Genomic DNA, 20,399 nt, shown 5'->3' with positions numbered 1-20,399 from the left:
TCGTGCTCGCGCGTCCGTGCGACGGGTGCGTGAGACGGGTCGGCGGGCGGTCCGTCCGGTGGGGGAGAATGGGGCCATGCGTCTGCACATCGCCGCCGATCACGCCGGATACGAGCTCAAGTCCCACCTCGTCGAGCACCTGCGCGCCGCCGGGCACGACGTCCTCGACCACGGGGCCCACGACTACGACGCCCAGGACGACTACCCGTCGTTCTGCTTCTCCGCCGGCGAGGCCGTCGTCGCCGAGCCGGGCTCGTTGGGCGTCGTCATCGGCGGGTCGGGCAACGGCGAGCAGATCGCTGCGAACAAGGTCACGGGCGTCCGCGCGGTGCTCGCCTGGTCGCTGGAGACGGCCCGCCTCGGGCGCCAGCACAACGACGCCAACGTCATCGCCGTCGGCGGGCGCATGCACTCCCTCGAGGAGGCCACGTCGTTCGTCGAGGCCTTCGTCGCCGAGCCCTTCAGCGGCGACGCGCGCCACCAGCGCCGCATCGACCAGCTCGCGGCCTACGAGGCGTCGCGGCCGACCGCCTGACGTGCCCGAGGGGCACACCGTCCACCGGCTCGCCGGGATGCTGACCGGCCTGTTCGTCGGCCGAGGGGTAAGCGTCACCAGCCCGCAGGGCCGGTTCGCGTCCGGGGCGTCGCTGCTCGACGGCGGCACGGTGGTGGCGGCCGAGGCGTGGGGCAAACAGCTCTTCGTCGGGTTCGCGACCGGGTCGGCGGGCACCGACCGCTGGCTGCGCGTGCACCTGGGTCTCTACGGGGCGTGGACGTTCGCCGGTGACGCGAGCACCGACGTCGTGCATGCCATCGGCGCGCCACGGCGCCGGGTCGGTGAGCGGGACTCGCTCCCGGCTCCCGAGCCGTCGGCCGGTGCGTGGACCCCGCCGGAACCGCGCGGCGCGGTGCGGGTCCGCCTCCTCGGGGAGCACGCAGTGGCCGACCTGACCGGTCCGACCGCCTGCGAGGTGCTCACACCGGCCGAGAAGGCGGGCGTCGAGGCGCGGCTCGGTCCGGACCCGATCCGGCCCGACGGGGGCCGGGAGTCCCTGGCCGAGGCTCGCGAGGCCTTCGTCGCCAGGGTGCGGCGGTCGCGCGTGACCGTCGGGCAGCAGCTCATGGACCAGGCCGTGGTCGCCGGGGTCGGCAACATCTACCGCGCGGAGGCGCTGTTCCGCGCCGGTGTCGACCCGCTGCGCCCAGGCCGTGAGGTCCCCGCCGACGTCCTCGCCCGGATGTGGGGCGACCTCGTGGAGCTCATGCGCGACGGCGCCGCATCCGGGCGGATCGTCACCACCCGCCCGGAGCACCGCGGTGGCGGGACGCTCCCGCCGGAGGAGGGTCGTCGACGGACCCGCCAGAACACCGACGGCGACCCCGCGGCCGTGCCCGCCGACGAGGCGTTCTACGTCTACCACCGCGACGGGCTGCCGTGCCGGGTCTGCGGCACCCCCGTGCTGCTCAAGGAGCTGGCGGGACGCAACCTCTTCTGGTGCGGCGTCTGCCAGGCATAGCTCAGAAGACCCAGCTGCACACCGGAGCGACCGGCCACCCGAACGCCGCGCCGACCGTCGCGAGGGCGTCCGGCGTGCGCGCGGTCACCCGCCCCGCGGCAGCCAGCGCGGCCAGCGACGTCCCGCCCAGGTAGGCGGCACCGAGCTCACGCACGTCCAGCGCCAGGTCCGCCTCCGACGGCGGCACGTCGGAGCGCTCGCACGTCGCCGCGCCGAACGGTGCGGCCCGCAGCCGCCACACGCCGTCGTTGGCCCCGAGCCGGGTGTCGGTCACCGCGAGGGTCGTGTCGACGGGTGCCGCGTACTGCCGTCCGGCCAGCGCGACGGGGACGTCCACGAGTCGCACCCACACGTTGTCGACCCGCTGCTGCCCGACGGCCCGGGGGTCGGCGAGCAGGGAGAGCAGCGGGTCGTCGGGGGAGAGGATGAACGGCTTGATCTCGGTCATGAGATCCAGGTCGAGGAGCACGCCCCACAGTGCCCGCGAGGCCGCGGCGTCCAGGGCGACCGCTTCCTGGACGCTCACCGTGCCCCGCGCCCCGGAGGGGGCCCAGTCGAGCTTGCGGCGCAGCAGGGCATAGCCGCGAGGCGCGCCCGCGCGTTCGACCACGACGACGCGACGGGACTCCTGCCCGCCGCGGAAGGCCGGCGCGTCCTGCCACCAGGCGGCCTGCAGCTCGGGCGTCTCCCGGGTCGCCCACCCCGGACGGTTCAGCCCGGTGCCACCCACGGACTCCCCGGCGCCGCGGTGCACGGCGTCGACCAGGGCCGCGTGCCGCTCGCGGTCGGCGTGCTCGATGCGCACGCTGTGGTCGGAGGCGCCGGGTACGTTCCGCAACGCGGCGCCCCGCGCGATCGTCACGCGGACGTCGTCGGCGGCCTTGCCGTAGCCGAAACGGCCGTAGATCGGGTACTCGGCGGCGAAGAGCGCCGAGAGCGGCTCGCCGCGCTCGCTGCACCGGGCCAGGTGCAGGTCGATCATCGCCGTGGCGATGCCGCGGCGACGGTGCTGGGGGTGCACCCCGACCCAGGTGAGCCCCGCCGTGGGCAGGGTCCCACCCGGCACCGGGAACCGGCCGAACGGGTAGGAGGCGTGCATGGCCGCCAGCCCAGGGGCCGACGTCGTCGCGTCGTCCACCTCGACGCCCACGGTGCGCTCCCACGTCAGCGGCGAGGGGCCCCTCTCGATCACGTCGGGGTCGACGGAGGCCGGGAAGGCCCAGGAGTCCATCTCGGTGACCGCGCGGCGGTCGTCGGCGGTGAGCTGGCGGAATCGGTACCCGGGGGGTGTGGGAGCGTCGATGGTCACGGGCCGATCCTGCCGCCTGGCCGGGTGCGGCGCCAGACGATCTCGGCAGCGGTAGGGTCGCGGCGTGACCGACGACGCCGCCACCAGCGCCGGGACGAGCCCTGCCGAGGAGTACCTGGACGAGGTGCTCGCGGTCGTCGAACGGGTCCCCTCGGGGCGTGCCACGACCTACGGTCTGGTGGCCGAGGCCGTCGCCGAGGTGCTCGGCCGGGGAGGTCCGCGCCAGGTCGGTCAGGTGATGGCTCGCGCGGGCTCGGGCGTGGCCTGGTGGCGGGTCGTCAACGCCGCCGGGTCACCGCCCGCCCGGCACCTGGACCGGGCGCTCACCGAGCTGCGCGCCGAGGGCTGCCCGCTGACCCGCGACGGGCGACGGGTCGACCTGCACCGCGCCGCCTGGCTGCCCTGAGCCTCCCCGCAGGACCCGGCCGTCCCGTCGTCAGCCGAGCAGCGCGGCCGCGGAAGCGGCGTCACCCTGCACCAGCAGCGTCGTCAGCGCGGTGTCCTCCCACCGGGCGAGGTCGGCGCGGACCTTCGCCGCCGGGCCCACGAGCGCGATCTCCTCGACGAGCTCGGTCGGCACCGCGCGGGCGGCGTCGTCCTTGCGGCCCTCGAGGTAGAGCCGCTGGACCTCGTCGGTGACCTCGCCGTAGCCGAGGCGGTCGAGCGAGGCCTTGTGGAAGTTCGCCTCCTTGGCACCCATGCCGCCCGCGTACAGCGCGATGTGCGGACGCACGACGTCGGCCGCCGACTCGACGTCGTCGCGCACCACGACGGGCACGGTCGCCACGACCTCGAAGTCCTCGCGGCGGGAGCGTTCGTCGGCCCGGCGCGCGAAGCCCTCGGCCAGCAGCTCCCGGTGCTCGGCGTCCGTGCGGGGCGCGTAGAAACCCGCCATCCAGCCGTCGGCGATCTCGGCCGCCAGCGCCACGTTCTTCGGACCCTGCGCCGCGAGGACGATCGGGACCTCCGGCCGGACGGGGTGCACCGTCGGCTTGAGGGCCTTGCCCAGGCCGGTCGCCCCGAGGGTGTCGCCCGGCAGCGGCAGGCGGTAGAACTCGCCGTCGAACGTCACGGGGCGCTCGCGGGCGATCACCTGGCGCACGATGTCGACGTACTCGCGGGTGCGGGCCAGGGGCCGGCGGTACGGCTGGCCGTACCAGCCCTCGACCACCTGCGGGCCCGAGGCACCGAGGCCGAGCACGAACCGACCGCCGGAGAGGTGGTCCAGGGTCAGCGCCTGCATCGCGGTGGCCGTGGGCGTGCGGGCGGCCATCTGCGCGATCCCGGTGCCGAGCCGCAGGCGCGAGGTGTGCGACCCCCACCAGGCGAGCGGCGTGAAGGCGTCCGACCCGTAGGCCTCGGCGGTCCAGACGGAGTCGAGGCCGGCGGCCTCGGCCTGCTGCAGGGCCTCCACGATGCCTGCCGGCGGCTTGCGGGACCAGTAGCCGGTCTGGATGCCGATGCGCAGCGTGGTCATGGGTCTCCTCGTCGAGTCGTGGTACCTGGGACGTCCGGTCCCGGATATCGCCCACCCTAGCCGAGGTGGCGTCGACGGACGGCGTCCCGGATCCTGGGCAGATGCCCCCTACGACGACGTCGCACGCCTGGCGCTCGCCCTCCCGGGGGCCGCTGAGGGCACCTCGCGCGGCTGGCGGGTGTGGCAGGTCGCCGGCAGGCAGTTCGTCTGGGAGCGGCCCTTCACGCAGGCGGACCTGCGGAGGTCCGGGGACGACCCGGTGCCGGGCGGACCGATCCTCGCGGCCGCCGTCGAGGACCTGGGGGAGAAGGAGGCGGTGCTGGCGGCCCACCGCGGCACGCACTTCACCATCCCGCACCTGGACGGGTACGCCGCCGTGCTGATGCGGCTCGACGCGGTCGGCGATGGCACGCTCGCCGAGACCGTGGAGGACGCCTGGTTGGCCAGGGCGCCGCGGGGCGTGGCGGAGGACCACCGGGCCTCGTGACGGCCTCAGTGGTGCGGTGCCCCATTGCACCGCACCGCCCTCCTTTCTAGTGGCGTGGGCCACACCGGGCAAGGGCTGGGTGGCTCCGTTGCCGAATCGCAATCAGATGACGTACTCGATGAGCTGTGAGGGGTCCTCGAAGGTCTGCCCGTTGGACGGTCGCCGCGCCGGAGGCGTGCGCAGGCGTGCCGGGACGCCCACCGCGACGGCGGACGCGGGCACGTCCCGCGTCACCACGGCGTTGGCGCCGATCTTGGCGTCGTGACCGATCCAGAGGGGACCGAGCACCTTGGCACCGGACCCGACCATCACCCGGTCACCGAGGGTCGGGTGCCGCTTGCCGGGGTTCATGGAGCGGCCGCCGAGCGTCACGCCGTGGAAGAGCAGGCAGTCGTCCCCGACCTCGGCGGTCGCGCCGATGACGACGCCCATCCCGTGGTCGATGAAGAGCCTCCGGCCGATGCGTGCGCCGGGGTGGATCTCGATGCCCGTGAGAAGCCGCGAGACGAGCGACAGGATGCGGGCGAGCAGTCGCAGGGCCGGCTGCTGCCACAGGGAGTGCGCGATGCGGTAGTGCCACACGGCGTGGACGCCCGGGTACGTCAGGACGACCGCGGCGAGCGAGGACGCGGCCGGGTCCTGGGCGCGCGCGACCTCTGCGTCCTCCCGCAGGAGGCGCAGGAGCGCGCGCGCCGAGGAGTCTGCCATCAGTCGAGCAGGTCGGAGAACAGGATGGTGGACAGGTAGCGCTCACCGAAGCTCGGGATGATGACGACGATCGTCTTGCCGGCGTTCTCCGGGCGCGCGGCGACCTGGGCGGCAGCGGCGAGCGCAGCGCCCGAGGAGATGCCCACGAGCAGGCCCTCCTCCTTCGCGGCGCGCTTGGCCCACTCGACGGCGGTCTCGGCGTTGATGTCGAGGACCTCGTCGTAGACGTCGGTGTCGAGGATCTCCGGGACGAAGTTCGCGCCGATGCCCTGGATCTTGTGCGGTCCCGGCGCACCGCCGTTGAGGATCGGGGACTCCTCGGGCTCGACGGCGACGATCTGCACCTCGGGCTTGCGCTCCTTGAGCACCTGGCCCACACCGGTGATGGTCCCGCCCGTGCCGATGCCCGCGACGACGATGTCGACGCCGCCGTCGGTGTCGGCCCAGATCTCCTCGGCGGTGGTCTCGCGGTGGATCTTCGGGTTGGCCTCGTTGGCGAACTGGCGGGCCAAGACGGCGCCCTCCCGCTCGGCGGCGATCTTCTCGGCGGCGGCGACCGCGCCCTTCATGCCCTCCGCGCCGGGCGTGAGCACCAGCTCGGCCCCGTAGGCGCGCAGCAGCGCGCGCCGCTCCTTCGACATGGTCTCGGGCATGGCGAGCACCACGTTGTAGCCGCGGGCCGCGCCGACGAAGGCCAGGGCGATCCCGGTGTTGCCCGACGTGCCCTCGACGATGGTGCCGCCGGGCTTGAGGTCGCCGGACGCCTCGGCGGCGTCGATGATCGAGACGCCGATGCGGTCCTTGACCGAGCTCGCGGGGTTGTAGAACTCGAGCTTGGCGACGACCGTCGCCGCGGAGCCCTCGGTGAGGCGATTGATGCGGACCAGCGGGGTCCGGCCGATGAGCTTCGTCGCGTCGTCGTAGATGACCATGAGCGGTTGTTCCTCCGTGGGTAGCGGTGAGGCTGGCTGGTGAGAGCGGGGGTGCGGCACCGGTCGGGGCGGGGCCCCTGGTGCGGGCAACCGTGAGAAGCGGTGCACTGCGAGCGTCGCACGGTCGCCGCGGCCCGTCAGGTCGGGGTCAGGCGTGGCGTGGACGCTCTACCGACAGCGGCAGGCCGTCATGGGGGCGGCGCAGGCCGGCGAGCACGTCGACGTGCGCGGACGGGAGGCTGCCGCGAGAGCCGTGCGGGGGAGCGCGGTGGGCATCGTGCGTTCCTCCCTCGTGAGCGGCGTGCGCCGCGTGCATCGGCTCTCGTGCAGGGCTAACGTGCCCTGCGGCGCCGAGCCTATCCATGGCCCGACAGATCGACAAGGCCAGTCTCACTGATCGAGAACATCGATGAGTCGACGGCCTCGATGGACGCGCACGCCGGCCCCGGCCGTCTTCGGGCCGGGGCCGGCGCGGAAGCGGAGGGTCAGGTTGCCGAGCACTCCGTGGACAGCGCGGCGGGGTCACCGTCGCCGAGGAAGCCGAACGAGGTCGACGTGCCGGCCGCGAGGCTGCCGTTCCACCCGACGTTCGAGACGGTGCCGCCGGACACCGACCCGTTCCATGCCTGGGTGATCGTCGCTCCGTCGACGACGACGTCCCAGCCGTCGATCGCCGCGTCACCGGCGGTCACCGTCACGTCGGCCTGGTAGCCGCCGGACCAGGCGTTGGTGACGGTCACCTCGGCCGTGCACTCGCCCCTGGTCCCGTCACCGGGGTCTTCACCGTCGCCGGGGTCCTCACCGTCGGCGGGACCGTCGCCGACGATGTCCTCGCCGCCGATGTTGATGTCGGAGCACAGGTAGTACGGCTGGTCGGCGTGGCTCACCTGCCACACGGTGTAGAGCACGGCGCGACCGTCGTAGCCGGTCAGGTCCACCTCGGCCTGGTACTGCGAGGTGGTCGGGTAGGAGTCGGTCACCTGGAGCAGGTCGAGGTCGTCCCAGCCGAGCCGCTCGGTGGTGGGGTCGAAGCTGGGCTTGGAGACGTAGATCTGCAGGTAGTCGGCGCCGTGGTTGGCGCCGTCGGTCAGGGTCAGCGTGAACTGGTGGTCCACGCCCGTGGCGTACCAGCCGCCGGGCGTGTCGAGGTAGTCGTACCGGCCGCCCTCGGTCTGCCCGCCGGAGCAGAGCTGCCCGTCGGGGATGAGCTCCTCGTGCCGGTGGTTGATGCCCTCGTGGTAGAGGCCGTTCCAGTTCCACATGGCGGCCGGCTCGGCCTGCCAGGCTCCCCAGCACATGGGGTCCGCCTCGGCCATCTCCGGGTTGAGGTGGTCGTCACCCCACCGCTCGAGACAGCCGTAGTTGCGGGTCGGTGGGTCGGTGACCGACCCGTGAGCGGTGGCCGAGCTCGCGCCCACCGTGGCGACGGCCACGAATGCGAAGGGTGCGACGAGGGCGGCCGTGGCAGGCATCGCCGCCTTGCGCCATCGGGTTGTGCGGGACATCGATGTCCTCCTGGTGCTCGTGCGGCGGCCGCCGTGCAGCGGCCCGGACAGATGTCATGAGGACACGGGAGGGCACTGGAGGCCACGGCTCGAACCGTTTAGGTGGCGCGGGAGGTCACAGCAGGCGCTCGTACCCGGAGACGGAGAAACCCAGGCCGGCGCGACGCGGACCTGGGCTTCGACAAGGGGAGCGGGCGACGGGAATCGAACCCGCGTCATCAGTTTGGAAGACTGAGGCTTTACCATTAAGCTACGCCCGCACGTGCCCGACGGCGCCGCACCGGTGGGTGCCGCATGCGTCGGAACGCGGGCGCCAGCCTAGCAAAGGTCGTGGCATGCTCCGGGGCACTACACTTGCGCCGGGCCTGCCGTCCTCGGGCGGACAGGTACCTCGGGGTGTGGCGCAGCTTGGTAGCGCATCTGCTTTGGGAGCAGAGGGTCGCAGGTTCAAATCCTGTCACCCCGACCAGGGTCCGGGCGGTCTGCACGGGACGGACCGCCTCTTGTGGTGGCACGGGCCGGCGAGGATGCTGGTGGTGTGCGGCCCGTCGAGTTCGAGCTCGAGCGCCTGGTCCAGGCGCCGATCGACGAGGTCTTCGCGCGTCTCGTCGACATCGGCGGGCACAACGGCTGGCTCGCCGGCACGGTCCCGGTCGCGGTCCCGTGCCTGCTGAGGCAGGCTGCTCGGTGCAGACGCCGAGCGACCGGAGGCCAGCGCGTGAGCGACGAGACGGACGCCGCGGACGAGTCTGTCGCCTCCCGTGGACGCCGTCGCCACGATGACCCTGCTGGTGGGCGCCTGGATGATGCGCCTCGGCGTCCTCCGGCCCCAGGTCGCTGCCACCTTTCACGCTGCCTGACCTGGCGGCGATGCCTGCGCTCGTGACCGGCAGCCTCGCGATCGCCCTCGTCGCCCTCGCCCAGGCAGCCGGCATCGGGGCCGCCGTGCCGAACCCGGACGGCTCCCGCACGGACATCTCGAAGGACTTCACCGCCCAGGGGCTGGCGAACGCCGCCGGCGGCTTCTTCGGCGCCCTGCCCACGGGCGGGTCGTTTGTCCCGCACCGGTGTCGCCACCAGCGGCGGGGCGCAGACCCGGTGGGCGGGTGTCTTCGCGGGCGCCTGGCTGGTGGTCCTGGTGCTCCTGCTCGGCCCGTCGGCGGGGGCGATCCCGATGGCGGTCATCGGTGGACTGCTGCTCGTCATCAGCGGCGAGCTCGTCGCGGGCAGAGTGGCTGACGTCCGACTCGTCCTGCGCACCTCGAGGCTCTCCTCCGCGGCGATGATCGCGACCTTCGCCGCGACCACCCAGATCCCTCTGCAGCAGGCGATCTTCGTCGGTGCCGGGCTGTCGATCGTGCTGTTCGCCGTGCAGGTCGCGAGTCGGGGGCGGATCGTCGAGCTCGTCCCCACCGACGACGGCGCGGACTTCCGCGTCGCCGAGGTGCCGACGGCGCTGCCCAGCGGTCGCACGACCGTGCTGCACTACGTCGGCACCGGGTTCTTCGCGGAGGTCAACCGGCTCGAGGAGGAGTGGCCGCACACGGCAGGCACGCACGACGCCGGGCTGGTCGTCTCGCTGCGGGGGTCGGCGGGCATCCCGTCGACGACGTTCCTCAAGTCGCTCGACCGGCTCATCGACCGCTGGCACGCCCGGGGGGTCGAGGTGGTCCTCTGCGGCGTGCCGGACGACCTGCGCCGTCGCCTCGACACCGGCGGGGTGACCGACCGGTTGACCGGCGCGATCCTCTCCGACGCCGGCGGCGTCCTCACCTCCGTGCGCGAGGCCTACGACCTCGTGGAGAGCCGCCGTCGGGCACGCGCTGCGACCGAGGGCGACCCCGGCGGCGACGTGCCTCCTCCCCGCGCGGAACGTCCCCCGCGGTGCCATCGTGTGGCCATGGCCTCAGAGTCCAAGCCCCCCGCAGCCAGCATCGTCGACCAGCAGCAGGCCGTCCGGGACAGCCTGCCGTTCTCGGACACGCAGGACTTCGAGGACGCCACCCGCGGGCTGATCGGCCGTCGGCAGCCGAACGCCGTCACGGCGGACGACGGCACCGTCCTGTGGGACAACGACACCTATGCGTACCTCGACGGCGACGCGCCCGACTCGGTCAACCCGAGCCTGTGGCGCCAGTCACGGCTCAACGCGATCGACGGCCTGTTCGAGGTCGTCCCCGGCATCTACCAGGTGCGCGGTATGGATCTGTCGAACACCACGTTCGTCGAGGGCGACGAGGGCGTCGTCGTCATCGACACGCTGCTCTCCGTCGAGACCGGTGCCGCGGCACTCGCTCTCTACCGCGAGCACCGCGGCGACCGCCCGGTCAAGGCCGTCGTCTACACCCACTCCCACGCGGACCACTTCGGAGGTACCAAGGGGTTCGTCTCGCCCGAGGACGTCGAGGCCGGACGGGTGCGTGTCTTCGCTCCCGAGGGGTTCCTCGAGCACGCCGTCTCGGAGAACGTCTACGCGGGCGTCGCGATGAACCGGCGGGCTGGGTACATGTACGGGGCGGCGCTGGCGCGCGGGCCCCAGGGGCAGGTCGGTGCCGGCCTGGGGCAGACGCTGTCCGTCGGCGAGGTCTCGTTGGTCCCGCCGACGGACACGATCTCGACCACGGGCCACGAGGAAGTCGTCGACGGCGTCCGACTGGTCTTCCAGATGGCCCCCGGCACCGAGGCGCCGTCCGAGATGCTGATCTACCTGCCCGACTTCCAGGCGCTGTGCGCGGCGGAGGACGCCACCCACACGCTGCACAACCTGCTCACCCTGCGCGGTGCCGTGGTGCGCGACCCGCACGCCTGGGCCCGCTACCTCACGGAGACCATCGACCTGTTCGGGGACGTCGAGGTCGTGTTCGCCTCGCACCACTGGCCCACCTGGGGTCGGGAGCGGGTCGTGAAGTACCTGCAGGACCAGCGCGACATCTACGCCTACCTGCACGACCAGACGCTGCGGATGCTCAACCAAGGCCTGACCGGTCCGGAGATCGCCGAGGAGATCACGCTCCCGCCGGCACTCGAGAACGCGTGGAACGCACGCGGCTACTACGGGTCGGTCAGCCACAACGTCAAGGCCATCTATCAGCGCTACCTCGGCTGGTTCGACGGCAACCCGGCGCACCTGTGGGAGCACCCGCCGGTGGAGCGGGCGAAGCGCTACGTCGAGCTCGGGGGCGGCGCCGACGCCGTCGTCGAGGCGGCACGCGCGGCGTACGACGCCGGGGACTTCCGCTGGGTGGCCGAGCTCGTCAACCACGTGGTGTTCGCCGAGCCCGACCATGCCGCGGCCCGCGAGCTGCTCGCCGACACGTACGAGCAGCTCGGCTACGGTGCAGAGAACGGCACGTGGCGCGACTTCTTCCTGTCCGGCGCCACCGAGCTGCGGGACGGGCAGTTCGGTACCCCGACGGAGACCAACGCGCCGGACGTCATCGCCAACCTGTCGCCGGAGATGCTGTTCGACGCCCTCGCGATCCAGGTGAACGGTCCGCTGGCGTGGGACGAGAAGCTGACGGTCGACGTCGTGCTCACCGACACCGGCGACCGCTACCGGCTCCGGCTGGCCCACGGCGTGCTGACCTACAGCGCGGCGCCCCAGCGCGGCGAGGCGGACGCGACGCTGACGGCGTCGAAGCAGGCGCTGCCGGTGCTCGCGATGGGGGGCCTGCCGCCGGAGAAGCTCGCCGCCGTCGGCATCGAGCTCTCCGGCGACCCTGCCGTCCTCGGCCGCCTCGTGGCCGTGCTCGAACCGGGCGACAAGGACTTCGCGATCGTCACGCCCTGACCCTCTCGGGACCTGCCTGCGCGACCTCGGCGGACGTCAGAACGCGAGGACCAGCGCTACGCCGCCGAGGCCGAGCAGACAGGTCCCCGCGCAGATCAGCGCGATGCGTCGGCCGTGCCGCAGCCGCGGCGTCTCCTGCCGCAGGTGGGCGTCGGTGTGGCGCGCGTGCTGCTGGGTGAACCACCACAGCGGGGGAGTGGCCACCAGCAGGACGCCGACGGCGAGGGCGAGCGACCGCGAGCCCTGCACGGCCGGGAAGACCTGCACGGTCACCAGGGCGGCCGCCATGAACGACAGCAGGGTGCGCCGCCAGGCGAGGGCGGTCCGCTCGGCGGCCAGACCGCGCTCGGCCGGGTCGGTCATCGCAGCAGCAGGGCGAGCAGCGCCAGGATCCCGACCACGGTCACCGTCACCACCAGCACGAACCCGGTGATCGCGCCGGGCAGGGGGGCGTCCTCGCGCATGGCCCGTTCGGTCCGTGCCCACTCGACGGCGGCGACCACGGGGACCGCCGATCCGGCGACGAGCAGCACGATCGCGGCGGCCAGCCGCAGGGTCGGCTCCATCGGCAGGTCGAGGGCCTCCAGCGCCGTGCCCCCGGCGAGCAGCCCGAGCGACGTGCGCACCCAGGCGAGGATCGTGCGCTCGTTGGCCAGGGAGAACCGCGCGTCGGGCTCGGTGCCCCGGGAGTACACCCACCGGGGGAAGCGTTCGGCGGCCATGGGTCGACCCGTCTCCTCTCGCACGATGCGTCGCCGCCATCCTGGCACCTGGCGAGCCGGACGGCGCGGCGGTGCGGTGCGGCGGTGCGGCGCGACGGCGGTGTCCGCCGAGCGCCGGGTGCCCGCGGACCGTAGTTTGGGCGCGACGAGCGGAGAGGCGCACATGAGCACCGACACCACGGCCCGACTGGCGAGCGGGCGCGACGAGTCCTCCGAGAGCACGGTCACGGTCGTCGTGGCGTTCGCCGCCAACGCGCTGGTCGCCCTCGCCAAGTCCGCCGCCGCCGTGCTGACCGGGTCCGCGTCGATGCTCGCGGAGGCGGTGCACTCCTGGGCCGACACCGGCAACGAGGTGTTCCTGCTCGTCGCGGACAAGCGGTCGCGTCGGCCCGCCGACCGCGACCACCCCGTCGGGTTCGGTCGCGAGGCGTACGTGTGGTCCATGTTCGCCGCGATCGGGCTCTTCGCCGTCGGGGCGGGCGTATCGATCACGCACGGGGTGCAGGAGCTGCTCGACCCGCAGCCGGCGGAGGACTTCGGCATCGCCTACGGCGTGCTGGCACTGGCCTTCGTGCTGGAGGGCGTGTCGTTCGTGCGGGCGTGGCGGCAGGCCCGCGCCGAGGCGCGGGAGGCGCGACGCGACGTCGTGCGGCACGTCGTGGTCACGTCCGACCCCACGTTGCGCGCGGTGGTGGCCGAGGACGCCGCGGCGCTGGTCGGCCTGGCCGTCGCGTTCGCCGGGATCCTCGCCCATCAGCTCACCGGGTCCGCCGTGCCGGACGCGATCGGGTCCATCGCCATCGGCGTGCTGCTCGCGATCGTGTCCGTCGTCCTGGTCGACCGCAACCGGCGGTTCCTGGTCGGCGAGGTGGCCCAGCCCGCCACGCGCGACGCCGTGCTGCGCCACCTGGTGTCGCTGCCGCAGGTGGAGCGCGTCACCTACCTGCGCCTGGAGTTCGTCGGCCCGCGGTCCCTCTACCTCACGGCCAGCGTCGACCTGCTCGGCGACGAGCACGAGGTGGCGGTGGCCCGGCGGCTCGACGAGCTCGAACGGGCAGCGGTGCGGGTCGGCCCGATCAGCGGTGCCGTCTTCACGGTGTCGACCCCGGAGGAACCCTCGCTGGCCCCCGGTGCGGGTCCTCGCCCCGACGGCGCACCTCTGGCATGATCGTCGCCGTCTGACTTCGACCACTTTCGGCCGACTTCCACCTGGAGAACCATGACCACGCCGGACCCGAACGTCCCGCAGAACCCGTCGACCGGCCCTGACGGGTCCCACCCCGCCGGTGCGCAGGGTTCCTACCCCGCGGGTCCGCCCGCGCCCGCCTACGGTCAGCCCCCGGCCGAGAACCCCGGCAAGACGATGGGCATCGTCGGCCTGGTCCTCGGGTTCCTGGGGCCGCTCTCGCTCGTCGGGCTGATCCTGTCCATCGTCGGCCTGCGCAAGTCGAAGAAGGTCGGCCAGTCGAACGGCGTCGCGGTGGCGGGCATCATCGTGAGCAGCCTCATGCTCGTCGGCGTCATCATCGGCTCGATCGCGCTCGGCCTCGGTGTGGCGCACGTCCTCGAGGTGTGCAACGACCTCGGACCGGGCACGCACATCGAGAACGGTGTCACCTACACCTGCGGCTGACCCGCCGCCCGCGACGGCCCGCCCCGGCATGATGCCGGAGGCGGGCCGTCGTGCGTCAGGCGGCGGCCACGAGCGCCGCCGTGTCGGCCTCGACGAGCTCGGCCGTGATCTGGACCGCGGCCCAGGTGCCCTCCGCTGCCGCGGTCGAGACCTGGGCGGACAGGTTCGTCGCGTTGCCCACGACCCACACACCGGGAACCGAGCTGCGGCCGACGGAGTCGACGACGATGTGCTCGCCCTGCCCGGACGGGTGCGGCGCGACCTCGAGGCCGAGGTGCCGCACGACGTCGGCGCGAACGCGCGGGATGGTCGCCACGACGAGCGCGTCCAGCGGCACCGGTGTGCCGTCGTCGAGGAGGACGCCGGTGAGGCGGTCGTCGCGCACGATGACCTCCTGTACGCCCCCGTCGACGGTGCGCACCCCGCGCGCGGCCAGACGGGCGGCGTCGTCGCCGGAGAGCCCCGGTGAGGTATGCGTCAGCAGCGTGACCCGGTCGCTCCACTGGCTGAAGAGCGACGCCTGCCGGACGGCGTGCGGACCGGTGGACAGGACACCGAGGCGCTGGTCACGCACCTCGTAGCCGTGGCAGAACGGGCAGTGGAGGACGTCGCGTCCCCAGCGCGGCGCGAGACCCGGCACGTCGGGGATCTCGTCGACGAGTCCCGTCGCGACCAGCAGACGGCGTGCCCGGGCCACCCGGCCGTCGTCGAGCGTGACCGCGAACGGATGGGTGCCGCCGTCGTCGCGCACGATCTGCACCGCCCGTGCCTCGACGACGAGCCCGCCCGCTGCCCGCACCTCGCCGCGCCCGGCCGCGAGGAGGTCGGCGGGCGGCACGCCGTCGTGACCGAGGAGTCCGTGGATCCCCGCCGCCGGGGCGTTGCGCGGCTCTCCCGCGTCGATCACGGCGACGCGCCATCGGGCGCGCGCCAGGGTGAGGGCGCCGCTGAGTCCGGCGGGGCCTCCGCCGATCACCAGCACGTCGTAGGTCTGCTCCAGAGTGTCGTTCATCAGGCCACCATGAGAATGGTTCTCTTGCCGCGCAAGAGGTGTTGCCGGGATGGCAACATGGTGGCATGGCGCACCACGACCATCACGACCACCACGGCCCGACCGGTACCGACCTCGCTGCGGCCCTCGGAACCGTCGGGCCGCGGTTGCGGACCCTGCGCGCCGAGCGCGGCGTGACCCTCGTGACGCTGGCCGCGCAGACCGGCATCTCCGTCAGCACCCTGTCGCGGCTCGAGTCAGGTCTGCGCAAGCCCTCCCTCGAGCTGCTGCTGCCGCTGGCGCGGGCTCACGGGGTCGCCCTCGACGACCTGGTGGACGCGCCCGCCACGGGTGACCCGCGCGTGCATCCGGAACCGGTGACGGCCGACGGGGTCACCTCTATCGCGCTGACCCCCGGCGCCGCGGAGATCGGCGCCTACAAGCTGATCATCGAGGCCGGTGCCCGGTCCGGCGCCCCCGACCTGCGTACCCACGAGGGCTACGAGTGGTGCTACGTGCTGAGCGGCCGGCTCCGGCTGGTCCTGGGGCACCACGACCTCGTCATGGGACCGGGTGAGGCCGCGGAGTTCGACACCCGGGTGCCGCACTGGTTCGGACCCGCCGCCGACGGCGCGGTCGAGCTGCTCAGCCTGTTCGGCAAGGAGGGCCAGCGTGCGCACACGCGGGTCCGGCCCCGTGCGAAGGGCTGACGGTGGGTCGCGCGCGACAGTGGCGGACGCCACCGCCGCACGCCGTCCGGCCGTGCCGGCCGCAAGGCCGTGTGGCGTATGATCGACGGGTTGCCCGTACGCCTGCCGTATGGGCTCCGGTTCACACAGAGCACGTCCACAGCACAGCATCCAGCGCCGCAGCACACAGCCCGGCACCCACCGGCGAGACGCGCGCGCACGCACCCGACACGTTGGAGACCATCGAAGTGAAGAGCGCCGTCGAGACCCTGGACCCCACCAAGGTCAAGCTGACCGTCGAGGTGGAGTACGACGAGCTCAAGCCGAGCATCGACCACGCCTACAAGCACATCGCGGAGCAGGTGAACATCCCGGGCTTCCGCAAGGGCAAGGTCCCCCCGCGCATCATCGATCAGCGGGTCGGCTGGGGTGCCGTCGTCGAGCACGCCGTCAACGAGGGCCTGTCGGGCTTCTACCGCGACGCCGTCAACGAGAGCGAGCTGCGCCCGCTGGGCCAGCCCGAGGTCGAGGTCACCGAGGTCCCGGAGAAGGCCGGCGAGGGCCAGCTCGCCTTCGTCGCCGAGGTCGAGGTCCGCCCCGAGCTCACGCTGCCCGAGCTGTCCGGCCTCGAGCTGACCGTCGAGTCGACCGAGGTCGCCGACGCCGACGTCGACGAGCGGCTCGACTCCCTGCGCGAGCGCTTCGGCACCCTCGTGGGCGTCGACCGTCCCGCCGTCGAGGGCGACTACATCGTCATCGACCTCAAGGCCGTCATCGGTGACGAGGAGATCGACTCGGTCTCCGGCGTCTCCTACCAGATCGGCGCGGGCAACATGCTCGAGGGCCTGGACGAGGCCCTCACCGGCCTGTCCGCCGACGAGACGACGACCTTCACCTCGAACCTTGCCGGCGGCGAGCACGCCGGTGACGAGGCGACCGTCACGGTCACCGCCACCTCCGTCAAGGAGCGCGAGCTGCCCGAGGCGGACGACGACTTCGCGCAGATGGCGTCGGAGTTCGACACGCTCGACGAGCTGAAGGCGGACCTGCGCGAACAGGTCGCGTCCTCCAAGACGTCGAACCAGGCCGTCGCCGCCCGCGACGCCCTGCTCGAGAAGCTCCTCGAGGCCGTCGAGATCCCCGTGCCGCAGGGCGTCGTCGAGGCCGAGGTGCACCGCCACCTCGAGCAGGAGGAGCGCCTGGAGGACGAGGAGCACCGCGCCGAGGTGACCGTGGACGCCACCAAGGCGATCAAGAACCAGATCCTGCTCGACACCCTCGCCGAGGAGCTCAAGGTCCAGGTGGGCCAGGGCGAGCTCATCGAGTACCTGGTGCAGGCCTCCCAGCAGTACGGCATGGAGCCGCAGCAGTTCATCCAGACCCTCGACCAGGGCGGGCAGATCCCCGCGATGGTCGGCGAGGTCGCGCGCTCCAAGGCTCTCGCCGTCGCGCTGCGTGACATCGAGGTCAAGGACGGCGACGGCAACGTCGTCGACCTGACCGAGTTCATCGGCACGGCCGAGGACGACGCGGCCGAGGCCGCAGCGGCCGAGGACGCCGCCGAGGAGGAGACCGCCACGGAGGAGACCTCCGAGGGCGAGTCGACCGAGGAGCAGGCCAAGGCCTGAGCCTCCTCCCACGACGACGACGGCCCGCCCCTCCCACGACGGAGGTGCGGGCCGTCGTCGTCCCCGGTGGTGGCCTGTGCGCCCGCAGCGAAACAGGGCGTACCGGGGACTCTTCGTGCCGGTCGGGCGCGTTAGGGTCGAGCGACAGCGAACCGAAGGAGACGGACGTGAACGACCTGCTGCAGGTGGACCAGGCGGCACCCGAGGCCCGGTCCGAAGGACAGGGCCTGGGCCTCAACGACTCCATCTACAACCGGCTCCTCAGGGAGCGCATCATCTGGCTGGGTTCGGAGGTGCGCGACGACAACGCCAACGCGATCTGCGCCCAGCTGATGCTCCTGGCGGCCGAGGACCCCGACAAGGACATCTACCTCTACATCAACTCCCCGGGTGGCTCCATCACGGCGGGCATGGCGATCTACGACACCATGCAGTTCATCCAGCCGGATGTCGCCACGGTGGCCATGGGCATGGCCGCGTCGATGGGGCAGTTCCTGCTGTCCTCCGGCGCGAAGGGCAAGCGCTACATCACGCCCCACGCCCGCGTGCTGATGCACCAGCCCTCGGGCGGTGTCGGCGGCACCGCGACAGACGTGCGCATCGGCGCCCAGCTCATCATGCACATGAAGAAGGTGCTGGCCGAGCTCACGGCGGAGCAGACGGGGCAGCCGCTCGAGAAGATCCTCAAGGACAACGACCGCGACAGCTGGTTCACGGCGACCGAGGCGCTCGAGTACGGCTTCGTCGACCGCGTGGTCGACACGGCGTCGTCGGTCGCCGGTGGCGGTGGCACCAACGCCGGCTGACACCACCCATCGACCTCCGGTCGCCAGACCTTTCTTGTTCCGAGGAGAACCATGAGCCACTCGCCCGAGTACCAGTTCGCCATGACGGCCGAGCGCCTCGCCGGTGGCGCCGCACGCCCGGGTGGCGTCGCGATGCCTGCCGGTGCGCCGACCGCCCGCTACGTGCTGCCCCAGTTCGAGGAGCGCACGCCGTACGGCTTCAAGCGCCAGGACCCGTACACCAAGCTGTTCGAGGACCGCATCATCTTCATGGGCGTCCAGGTCGACGACGCCTCCGCCGACGACGTGATGGCGCAGCTGCTGGTCCTGGAGTCCCAGGACCCCGACCGCGACATCATGATCTACATCAACTCGCCGGGCGGGTCGTTCACGGCCATGACGGCGCTGTACGACACGATGCAGTTCATCAAGCCGCAGATCCAGACGGTGTGCCTGGGCCAGGCGGCGTCGGCGGCGGCCGTGCTGCTCGCCGCCGGGCAGCGGGGCAAGCGTCTCGCGCTGCCCAACGCCCGCGTGCTGATCCACCAGCCGGCGATGGAGAACGGTGGCTACGCGCAGGCCTCCGACATCGAGATCCACGCCAACGAGCTCATCCGGATGCGTGAGTGGCTGGAGACGACCCTCGCCGAGCACACCGGCAAGGACGTGAGCCAGATCCGCGACGACATCGAGCGGGACAAGATCCTCACGGCCGCGCAGGCCAAGGACTACGGCCTGGTGGACCAGGTGCTCGAGTCCCGCAAGGCCGCCCAGCTCGAACGCTGAGCGAGGCCGCCGTGGGGTGAGACCCGCGGCGCGACCCGGGGTGCCGACGCTCGTCGGTTGCCTCGGGTCGCGCCACACCGGGCCTATCGTGCTGACAACGGGGCCCGTGTGGTGTGGAATGGGCGAAGGACCTGCACGAGACGGCCCTGCACGAGACAAGGAGGCCCGAGGTGGCTCGAATCGGTGACGGCGCAGACCTGCTCAAGTGCTCGTTCTGCGGCAAGTCTCAAAAACAGGTCAAGAAGCTCATCGCCGGGCCGGGCGTGTACATCTGCGACGAGTGCATCGACCTGTGCAACGAGATCATCGAGGAAGAGCTCGGCGAGGCCACCGAGGTCGGGATGACCGAGCTGCCCAAGCCGCGCGAGATCTTCGCGTTCCTCGAGCAGTACGTGATCGGGCAGGAGCCGGCGAAGCGGGCGCTCGCCGTCGCGGTGTACAACCACTACAAGCGGGTCCAGGCCCCACCACCGGCCAAGGACGACGACGACTCCGTCGAGATCTCCAAGTCGAACATCCTGCTGATCGGCCCCACCGGTACCGGCAAGACGTACCTGGCCCAGACCCTCGCCAAGCTGCTCAACGTCCCGTTCGCCATCGCGGACGCCACGGCCCTCACCGAGGCGGGCTACGTGGGAGAGGACGTCGAGAACATCCTGCTCAAGCTCATCCAGGCCGCCGACTACGACGTCAAGAAGGCCGAGACGGGCATCATCTACATCGACGAGGTCGACAAGGTGGCCCGCAAGGCGGAGAACCCCTCGATCACGCGCGACGTCTCCGGCGAGGGCGTGCAGCAGGCGCTGCTGAAGATCATCGAGGGCACCAGCGCGTCGGTGCCGCCGCAGGGCGGGCGCAAGCACCCGCACCAGGAGTTCATCCAGATCGACACGTCGAACGTCCTGTTCATCGTGGCCGGCGCGTTCGCGGGGCTCGACGACCTCATCGCCGCCCGCGCCCGCAAGCGGGGGATCGGGTTCTCCGCGCCGATGGAGTCGAGCGTCAACGAGGACCTGTTCTCCGAGGTCCGGCCCGAGGACCTGCACAAGTACGGGCTGATCCCCGAGTTCATCGGACGCCTGCCGGTCATCGCCTCGGTGTCGCCGCTCGATCGGGAGGCCCTGGTCCGGATCCTGACGGAGCCGCGCAACGCGCTCGTCAAGCAGTACCAGCGCATGTTCGAGATCGACGGGGTGCGCCTCGAGTTCGCCGACGACGCGATCGACGCCATCGCCGAGCAGGCGCTGCTGCGAGGTACGGGGGCCCGCGGGCTCCGGGCCATCATGGAGGAGGTCCTCCAGCAGGTGATGTTCGACGTGCCGAGCCGTGACGACGTCGAGGGCGTGGTGGTCACGCGCGACGTGGTCGAGGAGAACGTGAACCCGACGATCGTGCCGCGGACCTCCGGGCCGGTGCGCAACCGCAAGTCGGCCTGACGCC

Annotated in this window: 20 protein-coding genes, 2 tRNA genes and 1 pseudogene; 14 read left to right on the top strand and 9 right to left on the bottom strand. The window is 72.3% G+C overall.

Features of this window, described 5'->3' with window-relative positions; translation table 11 throughout:
* Nucleotides 1-76: 76 nt before the first annotated feature.
* Nucleotides 77-535 carry a ribose-5-phosphate isomerase gene (locus tag UQW22_RS17450; RefSeq protein WP_407318437.1) on the top strand — a complete coding sequence of 153 codons (459 nt, stop codon included), beginning with the start codon at nucleotides 77-79 and terminating at the stop codon, nucleotides 533-535.
* Nucleotide 536: 1 nt separating this feature from the next.
* A complete protein-coding gene (locus UQW22_RS17445) occupies nucleotides 537-1,517 on the top strand; it encodes an Fpg/Nei family DNA glycosylase (RefSeq protein WP_407318436.1) in 981 nt (326 codons plus the stop codon).
* Between the two features lies 1 nt (nucleotide 1,518).
* Here the strand turns inward: UQW22_RS17445 and eis are convergent, their stop codons facing one another.
* Nucleotides 1,519-2,826 (bottom strand): enhanced intracellular survival protein Eis, encoded by a 1,308-nt coding sequence (gene eis, locus UQW22_RS17440; RefSeq protein ID WP_407318435.1) that lies wholly within the window; start codon nucleotides 2,824-2,826, stop codon nucleotides 1,519-1,521.
* A 64-nt stretch (nucleotides 2,827-2,890) separates the two neighbouring features.
* On the opposite strand from eis, the gene UQW22_RS17435 reads away from it, so the two are divergent.
* On the top strand, nucleotides 2,891-3,232 hold the full coding sequence (locus UQW22_RS17435) for an MGMT family protein (protein ID WP_407318434.1): 342 nt from the start codon (nucleotides 2,891-2,893) through the stop codon (nucleotides 3,230-3,232).
* 30 nt (nucleotides 3,233-3,262) lie between these two features.
* Here the strand turns inward: UQW22_RS17435 and UQW22_RS17430 are convergent, their stop codons facing one another.
* The gene (locus UQW22_RS17430) at nucleotides 3,263-4,294 is read right to left on the bottom strand and encodes an LLM class F420-dependent oxidoreductase (protein ID WP_407320848.1); all 1,032 of its coding nucleotides are present in this window, start codon (nucleotides 4,292-4,294) and stop codon (nucleotides 3,263-3,265) included.
* Here UQW22_RS17430 and UQW22_RS17425 point away from each other — a divergent pair.
* The gene (locus UQW22_RS17425; RefSeq protein ID WP_407318433.1) at nucleotides 4,281-4,790 is read left to right on the top strand and encodes an MmcQ/YjbR family DNA-binding protein; all 510 of its coding nucleotides are present in this window, start codon (nucleotides 4,281-4,283) and stop codon (nucleotides 4,788-4,790) included. The genes UQW22_RS17430 and UQW22_RS17425 overlap by 14 nt on opposite strands.
* A gap of 102 nt (nucleotides 4,791-4,892) precedes the next feature.
* On the opposite strand, the gene cysE is transcribed toward UQW22_RS17425, so the two are convergent.
* From cysE to UQW22_RS17405, 4 genes are all read right to left on the bottom strand, one after another.
* Entirely contained in the window at nucleotides 4,893-5,498 is a 606-nt protein-coding gene (gene cysE / locus UQW22_RS17420) for a serine O-acetyltransferase (protein ID WP_407318432.1), read from the bottom strand.
* Nucleotides 5,498-6,430 carry a cysteine synthase A gene (gene cysK / locus UQW22_RS17415; protein WP_407318430.1) on the bottom strand — a complete coding sequence of 311 codons (933 nt, stop codon included), beginning with the start codon at nucleotides 6,428-6,430 and terminating at the stop codon, nucleotides 5,498-5,500. The genes cysE and cysK overlap by 1 nt, the downstream gene beginning before the upstream one ends.
* Nucleotides 6,431-6,915: 485 nt before the next feature.
* Complete coding sequence (locus UQW22_RS17410) at nucleotides 6,916-7,935, bottom strand: lytic polysaccharide monooxygenase (protein ID WP_407318429.1); 1,020 nt, start codon at nucleotides 7,933-7,935, stop codon at nucleotides 6,916-6,918.
* A gap of 189 nt (nucleotides 7,936-8,124) precedes the next feature.
* A tRNA-Gly gene (locus UQW22_RS17405) sits at nucleotides 8,125-8,195 on the bottom strand.
* A 132-nt stretch (nucleotides 8,196-8,327) separates the two neighbouring features.
* On the opposite strand from UQW22_RS17405, the gene UQW22_RS17400 reads away from it, so the two are divergent.
* The 3 genes and pseudogenes from UQW22_RS17400 to UQW22_RS17390 all read left to right on the top strand — a co-directional run bounded on the left by UQW22_RS17400 (nucleotide 8,328) and on the right by UQW22_RS17390 (nucleotide 11,725).
* Nucleotides 8,328-8,404: transfer RNA gene (locus tag UQW22_RS17400), tRNA-Pro, on the top strand.
* Nucleotides 8,405-8,805: 401 nt separating this feature from the next.
* A pseudogene (locus UQW22_RS17395) lies at nucleotides 8,806-8,934 on the top strand (hypothetical protein); the annotation flags it as partial.
* 55 nt (nucleotides 8,935-8,989) lie between these two features.
* On the top strand, nucleotides 8,990-11,725 hold the full coding sequence (locus UQW22_RS17390; RefSeq protein WP_407318428.1) for an alkyl sulfatase dimerization domain-containing protein: 2,736 nt from the start codon (nucleotides 8,990-8,992) through the stop codon (nucleotides 11,723-11,725).
* 36 nt (nucleotides 11,726-11,761) lie between these two features.
* Here the strand turns inward: UQW22_RS17390 and UQW22_RS17385 are convergent, their stop codons facing one another.
* Nucleotides 11,762-12,088: a DUF202 domain-containing protein gene (locus UQW22_RS17385; protein ID WP_407318426.1), complete on the bottom strand. Its 327-nt coding sequence runs from the start codon at nucleotides 12,086-12,088 to the stop codon at nucleotides 11,762-11,764.
* On the bottom strand, nucleotides 12,085-12,447 hold the full coding sequence (locus tag UQW22_RS17380; RefSeq protein ID WP_407318425.1) for a YidH family protein: 363 nt from the start codon (nucleotides 12,445-12,447) through the stop codon (nucleotides 12,085-12,087). The genes UQW22_RS17385 and UQW22_RS17380 overlap by 4 nt, the downstream gene beginning before the upstream one ends.
* Nucleotides 12,448-12,610: 163 nt before the next feature.
* On the opposite strand from UQW22_RS17380, the gene UQW22_RS17375 reads away from it, so the two are divergent.
* Both UQW22_RS17375 and UQW22_RS17370 read left to right on the top strand, forming a co-directional pair.
* A complete protein-coding gene (locus UQW22_RS17375; RefSeq protein ID WP_407318424.1) occupies nucleotides 12,611-13,615 on the top strand; it encodes a cation diffusion facilitator family transporter in 1,005 nt (334 codons plus the stop codon).
* A 51-nt stretch (nucleotides 13,616-13,666) separates the two neighbouring features.
* The gene (locus UQW22_RS17370; protein WP_407318422.1) at nucleotides 13,667-14,080 is read left to right on the top strand and encodes a DUF4190 domain-containing protein; all 414 of its coding nucleotides are present in this window, start codon (nucleotides 13,667-13,669) and stop codon (nucleotides 14,078-14,080) included.
* Nucleotides 14,081-14,135: 55 nt separating this feature from the next.
* On the opposite strand, the gene UQW22_RS17365 is transcribed toward UQW22_RS17370, so the two are convergent.
* Nucleotides 14,136-15,092 carry an NAD(P)/FAD-dependent oxidoreductase gene (locus UQW22_RS17365; RefSeq protein ID WP_407318420.1) on the bottom strand — a complete coding sequence of 319 codons (957 nt, stop codon included), beginning with the start codon at nucleotides 15,090-15,092 and terminating at the stop codon, nucleotides 14,136-14,138.
* Nucleotides 15,093-15,157: 65 nt separating this feature from the next.
* Between UQW22_RS17365 and UQW22_RS17360 the strand changes: the two genes are divergently transcribed.
* The 5 genes from UQW22_RS17360 (at nucleotide 15,158) to clpX (ending at nucleotide 20,395) form a co-directional block, all read left to right on the top strand.
* Complete coding sequence (locus UQW22_RS17360; RefSeq protein ID WP_407318418.1) at nucleotides 15,158-15,781, top strand: helix-turn-helix domain-containing protein; 624 nt, start codon at nucleotides 15,158-15,160, stop codon at nucleotides 15,779-15,781.
* A gap of 227 nt (nucleotides 15,782-16,008) precedes the next feature.
* Nucleotides 16,009-17,388, top strand: coding sequence for a trigger factor (gene tig, locus UQW22_RS17355; protein ID WP_407320847.1), 1,380 nt, complete (start codon nucleotides 16,009-16,011; stop codon nucleotides 17,386-17,388).
* Nucleotides 17,389-17,555: 167 nt separating this feature from the next.
* A complete protein-coding gene (locus UQW22_RS17350) occupies nucleotides 17,556-18,194 on the top strand; it encodes an ATP-dependent Clp protease proteolytic subunit (RefSeq protein ID WP_407318417.1) in 639 nt (212 codons plus the stop codon).
* A 51-nt stretch (nucleotides 18,195-18,245) separates the two neighbouring features.
* Nucleotides 18,246-18,959: an ATP-dependent Clp protease proteolytic subunit gene (locus UQW22_RS17345; protein ID WP_407318416.1), complete on the top strand. Its 714-nt coding sequence runs from the start codon at nucleotides 18,246-18,248 to the stop codon at nucleotides 18,957-18,959.
* Nucleotides 18,960-19,129: 170 nt separating this feature from the next.
* The gene (clpX, locus tag UQW22_RS17340; RefSeq protein ID WP_407318414.1) at nucleotides 19,130-20,395 is read left to right on the top strand and encodes an ATP-dependent Clp protease ATP-binding subunit ClpX; all 1,266 of its coding nucleotides are present in this window, start codon (nucleotides 19,130-19,132) and stop codon (nucleotides 20,393-20,395) included.
* Nucleotides 20,396-20,399: the final 4 nt, after the last annotated feature.

This window comes from Isoptericola halotolerans, from assembly GCF_045689585.1.
Taxonomy (GTDB): domain Bacteria; phylum Actinomycetota; class Actinomycetes; order Actinomycetales; family Cellulomonadaceae; genus Isoptericola; species Isoptericola halotolerans_B.
Note: the sequence above shows the minus strand (reverse complement) of the source record. Positions and strands in the feature narration are given on the sequence as shown.

Coding starts and splice junctions, on each gene's coding strand:
- UQW22_RS17385 (WP_407318426.1), bottom strand. CDS start 12,088: ATGACCGACCCGGCCGAGCGCGGTCTGGCCGCCGAGCGGACCGCCCTC.
- UQW22_RS17360 (WP_407318418.1), top strand. CDS start 15,158: ATGGCGCACCACGACCATCACGACCACCACGGCCCGACCGGTACCGAC.
- UQW22_RS17410 (WP_407318429.1), bottom strand. CDS start 7,935: ATGTCCCGCACAACCCGATGGCGCAAGGCGGCGATGCCTGCCACGGCC.
- cysK (WP_407318430.1), bottom strand. CDS start 6,430: ATGGTCATCTACGACGACGCGACGAAGCTCATCGGCCGGACCCCGCTG.
- UQW22_RS17375 (WP_407318424.1), top strand. CDS start 12,611: ATGAGCACCGACACCACGGCCCGACTGGCGAGCGGGCGCGACGAGTCC.
- UQW22_RS17345 (WP_407318416.1), top strand. CDS start 18,246: ATGAGCCACTCGCCCGAGTACCAGTTCGCCATGACGGCCGAGCGCCTC.
- UQW22_RS17425 (WP_407318433.1), top strand. CDS start 4,281: ATGCCGATGCGCAGCGTGGTCATGGGTCTCCTCGTCGAGTCGTGGTAC.
- UQW22_RS17365 (WP_407318420.1), bottom strand. CDS start 15,092: ATGAACGACACTCTGGAGCAGACCTACGACGTGCTGGTGATCGGCGGA.
- cysE (WP_407318432.1), bottom strand. CDS start 5,498: ATGGCAGACTCCTCGGCGCGCGCGCTCCTGCGCCTCCTGCGGGAGGAC.
- UQW22_RS17380 (WP_407318425.1), bottom strand. CDS start 12,447: ATGGCCGCCGAACGCTTCCCCCGGTGGGTGTACTCCCGGGGCACCGAG.
- UQW22_RS17450 (WP_407318437.1), top strand. CDS start 77: ATGCGTCTGCACATCGCCGCCGATCACGCCGGATACGAGCTCAAGTCC.
- UQW22_RS17370 (WP_407318422.1), top strand. CDS start 13,667: ATGACCACGCCGGACCCGAACGTCCCGCAGAACCCGTCGACCGGCCCT.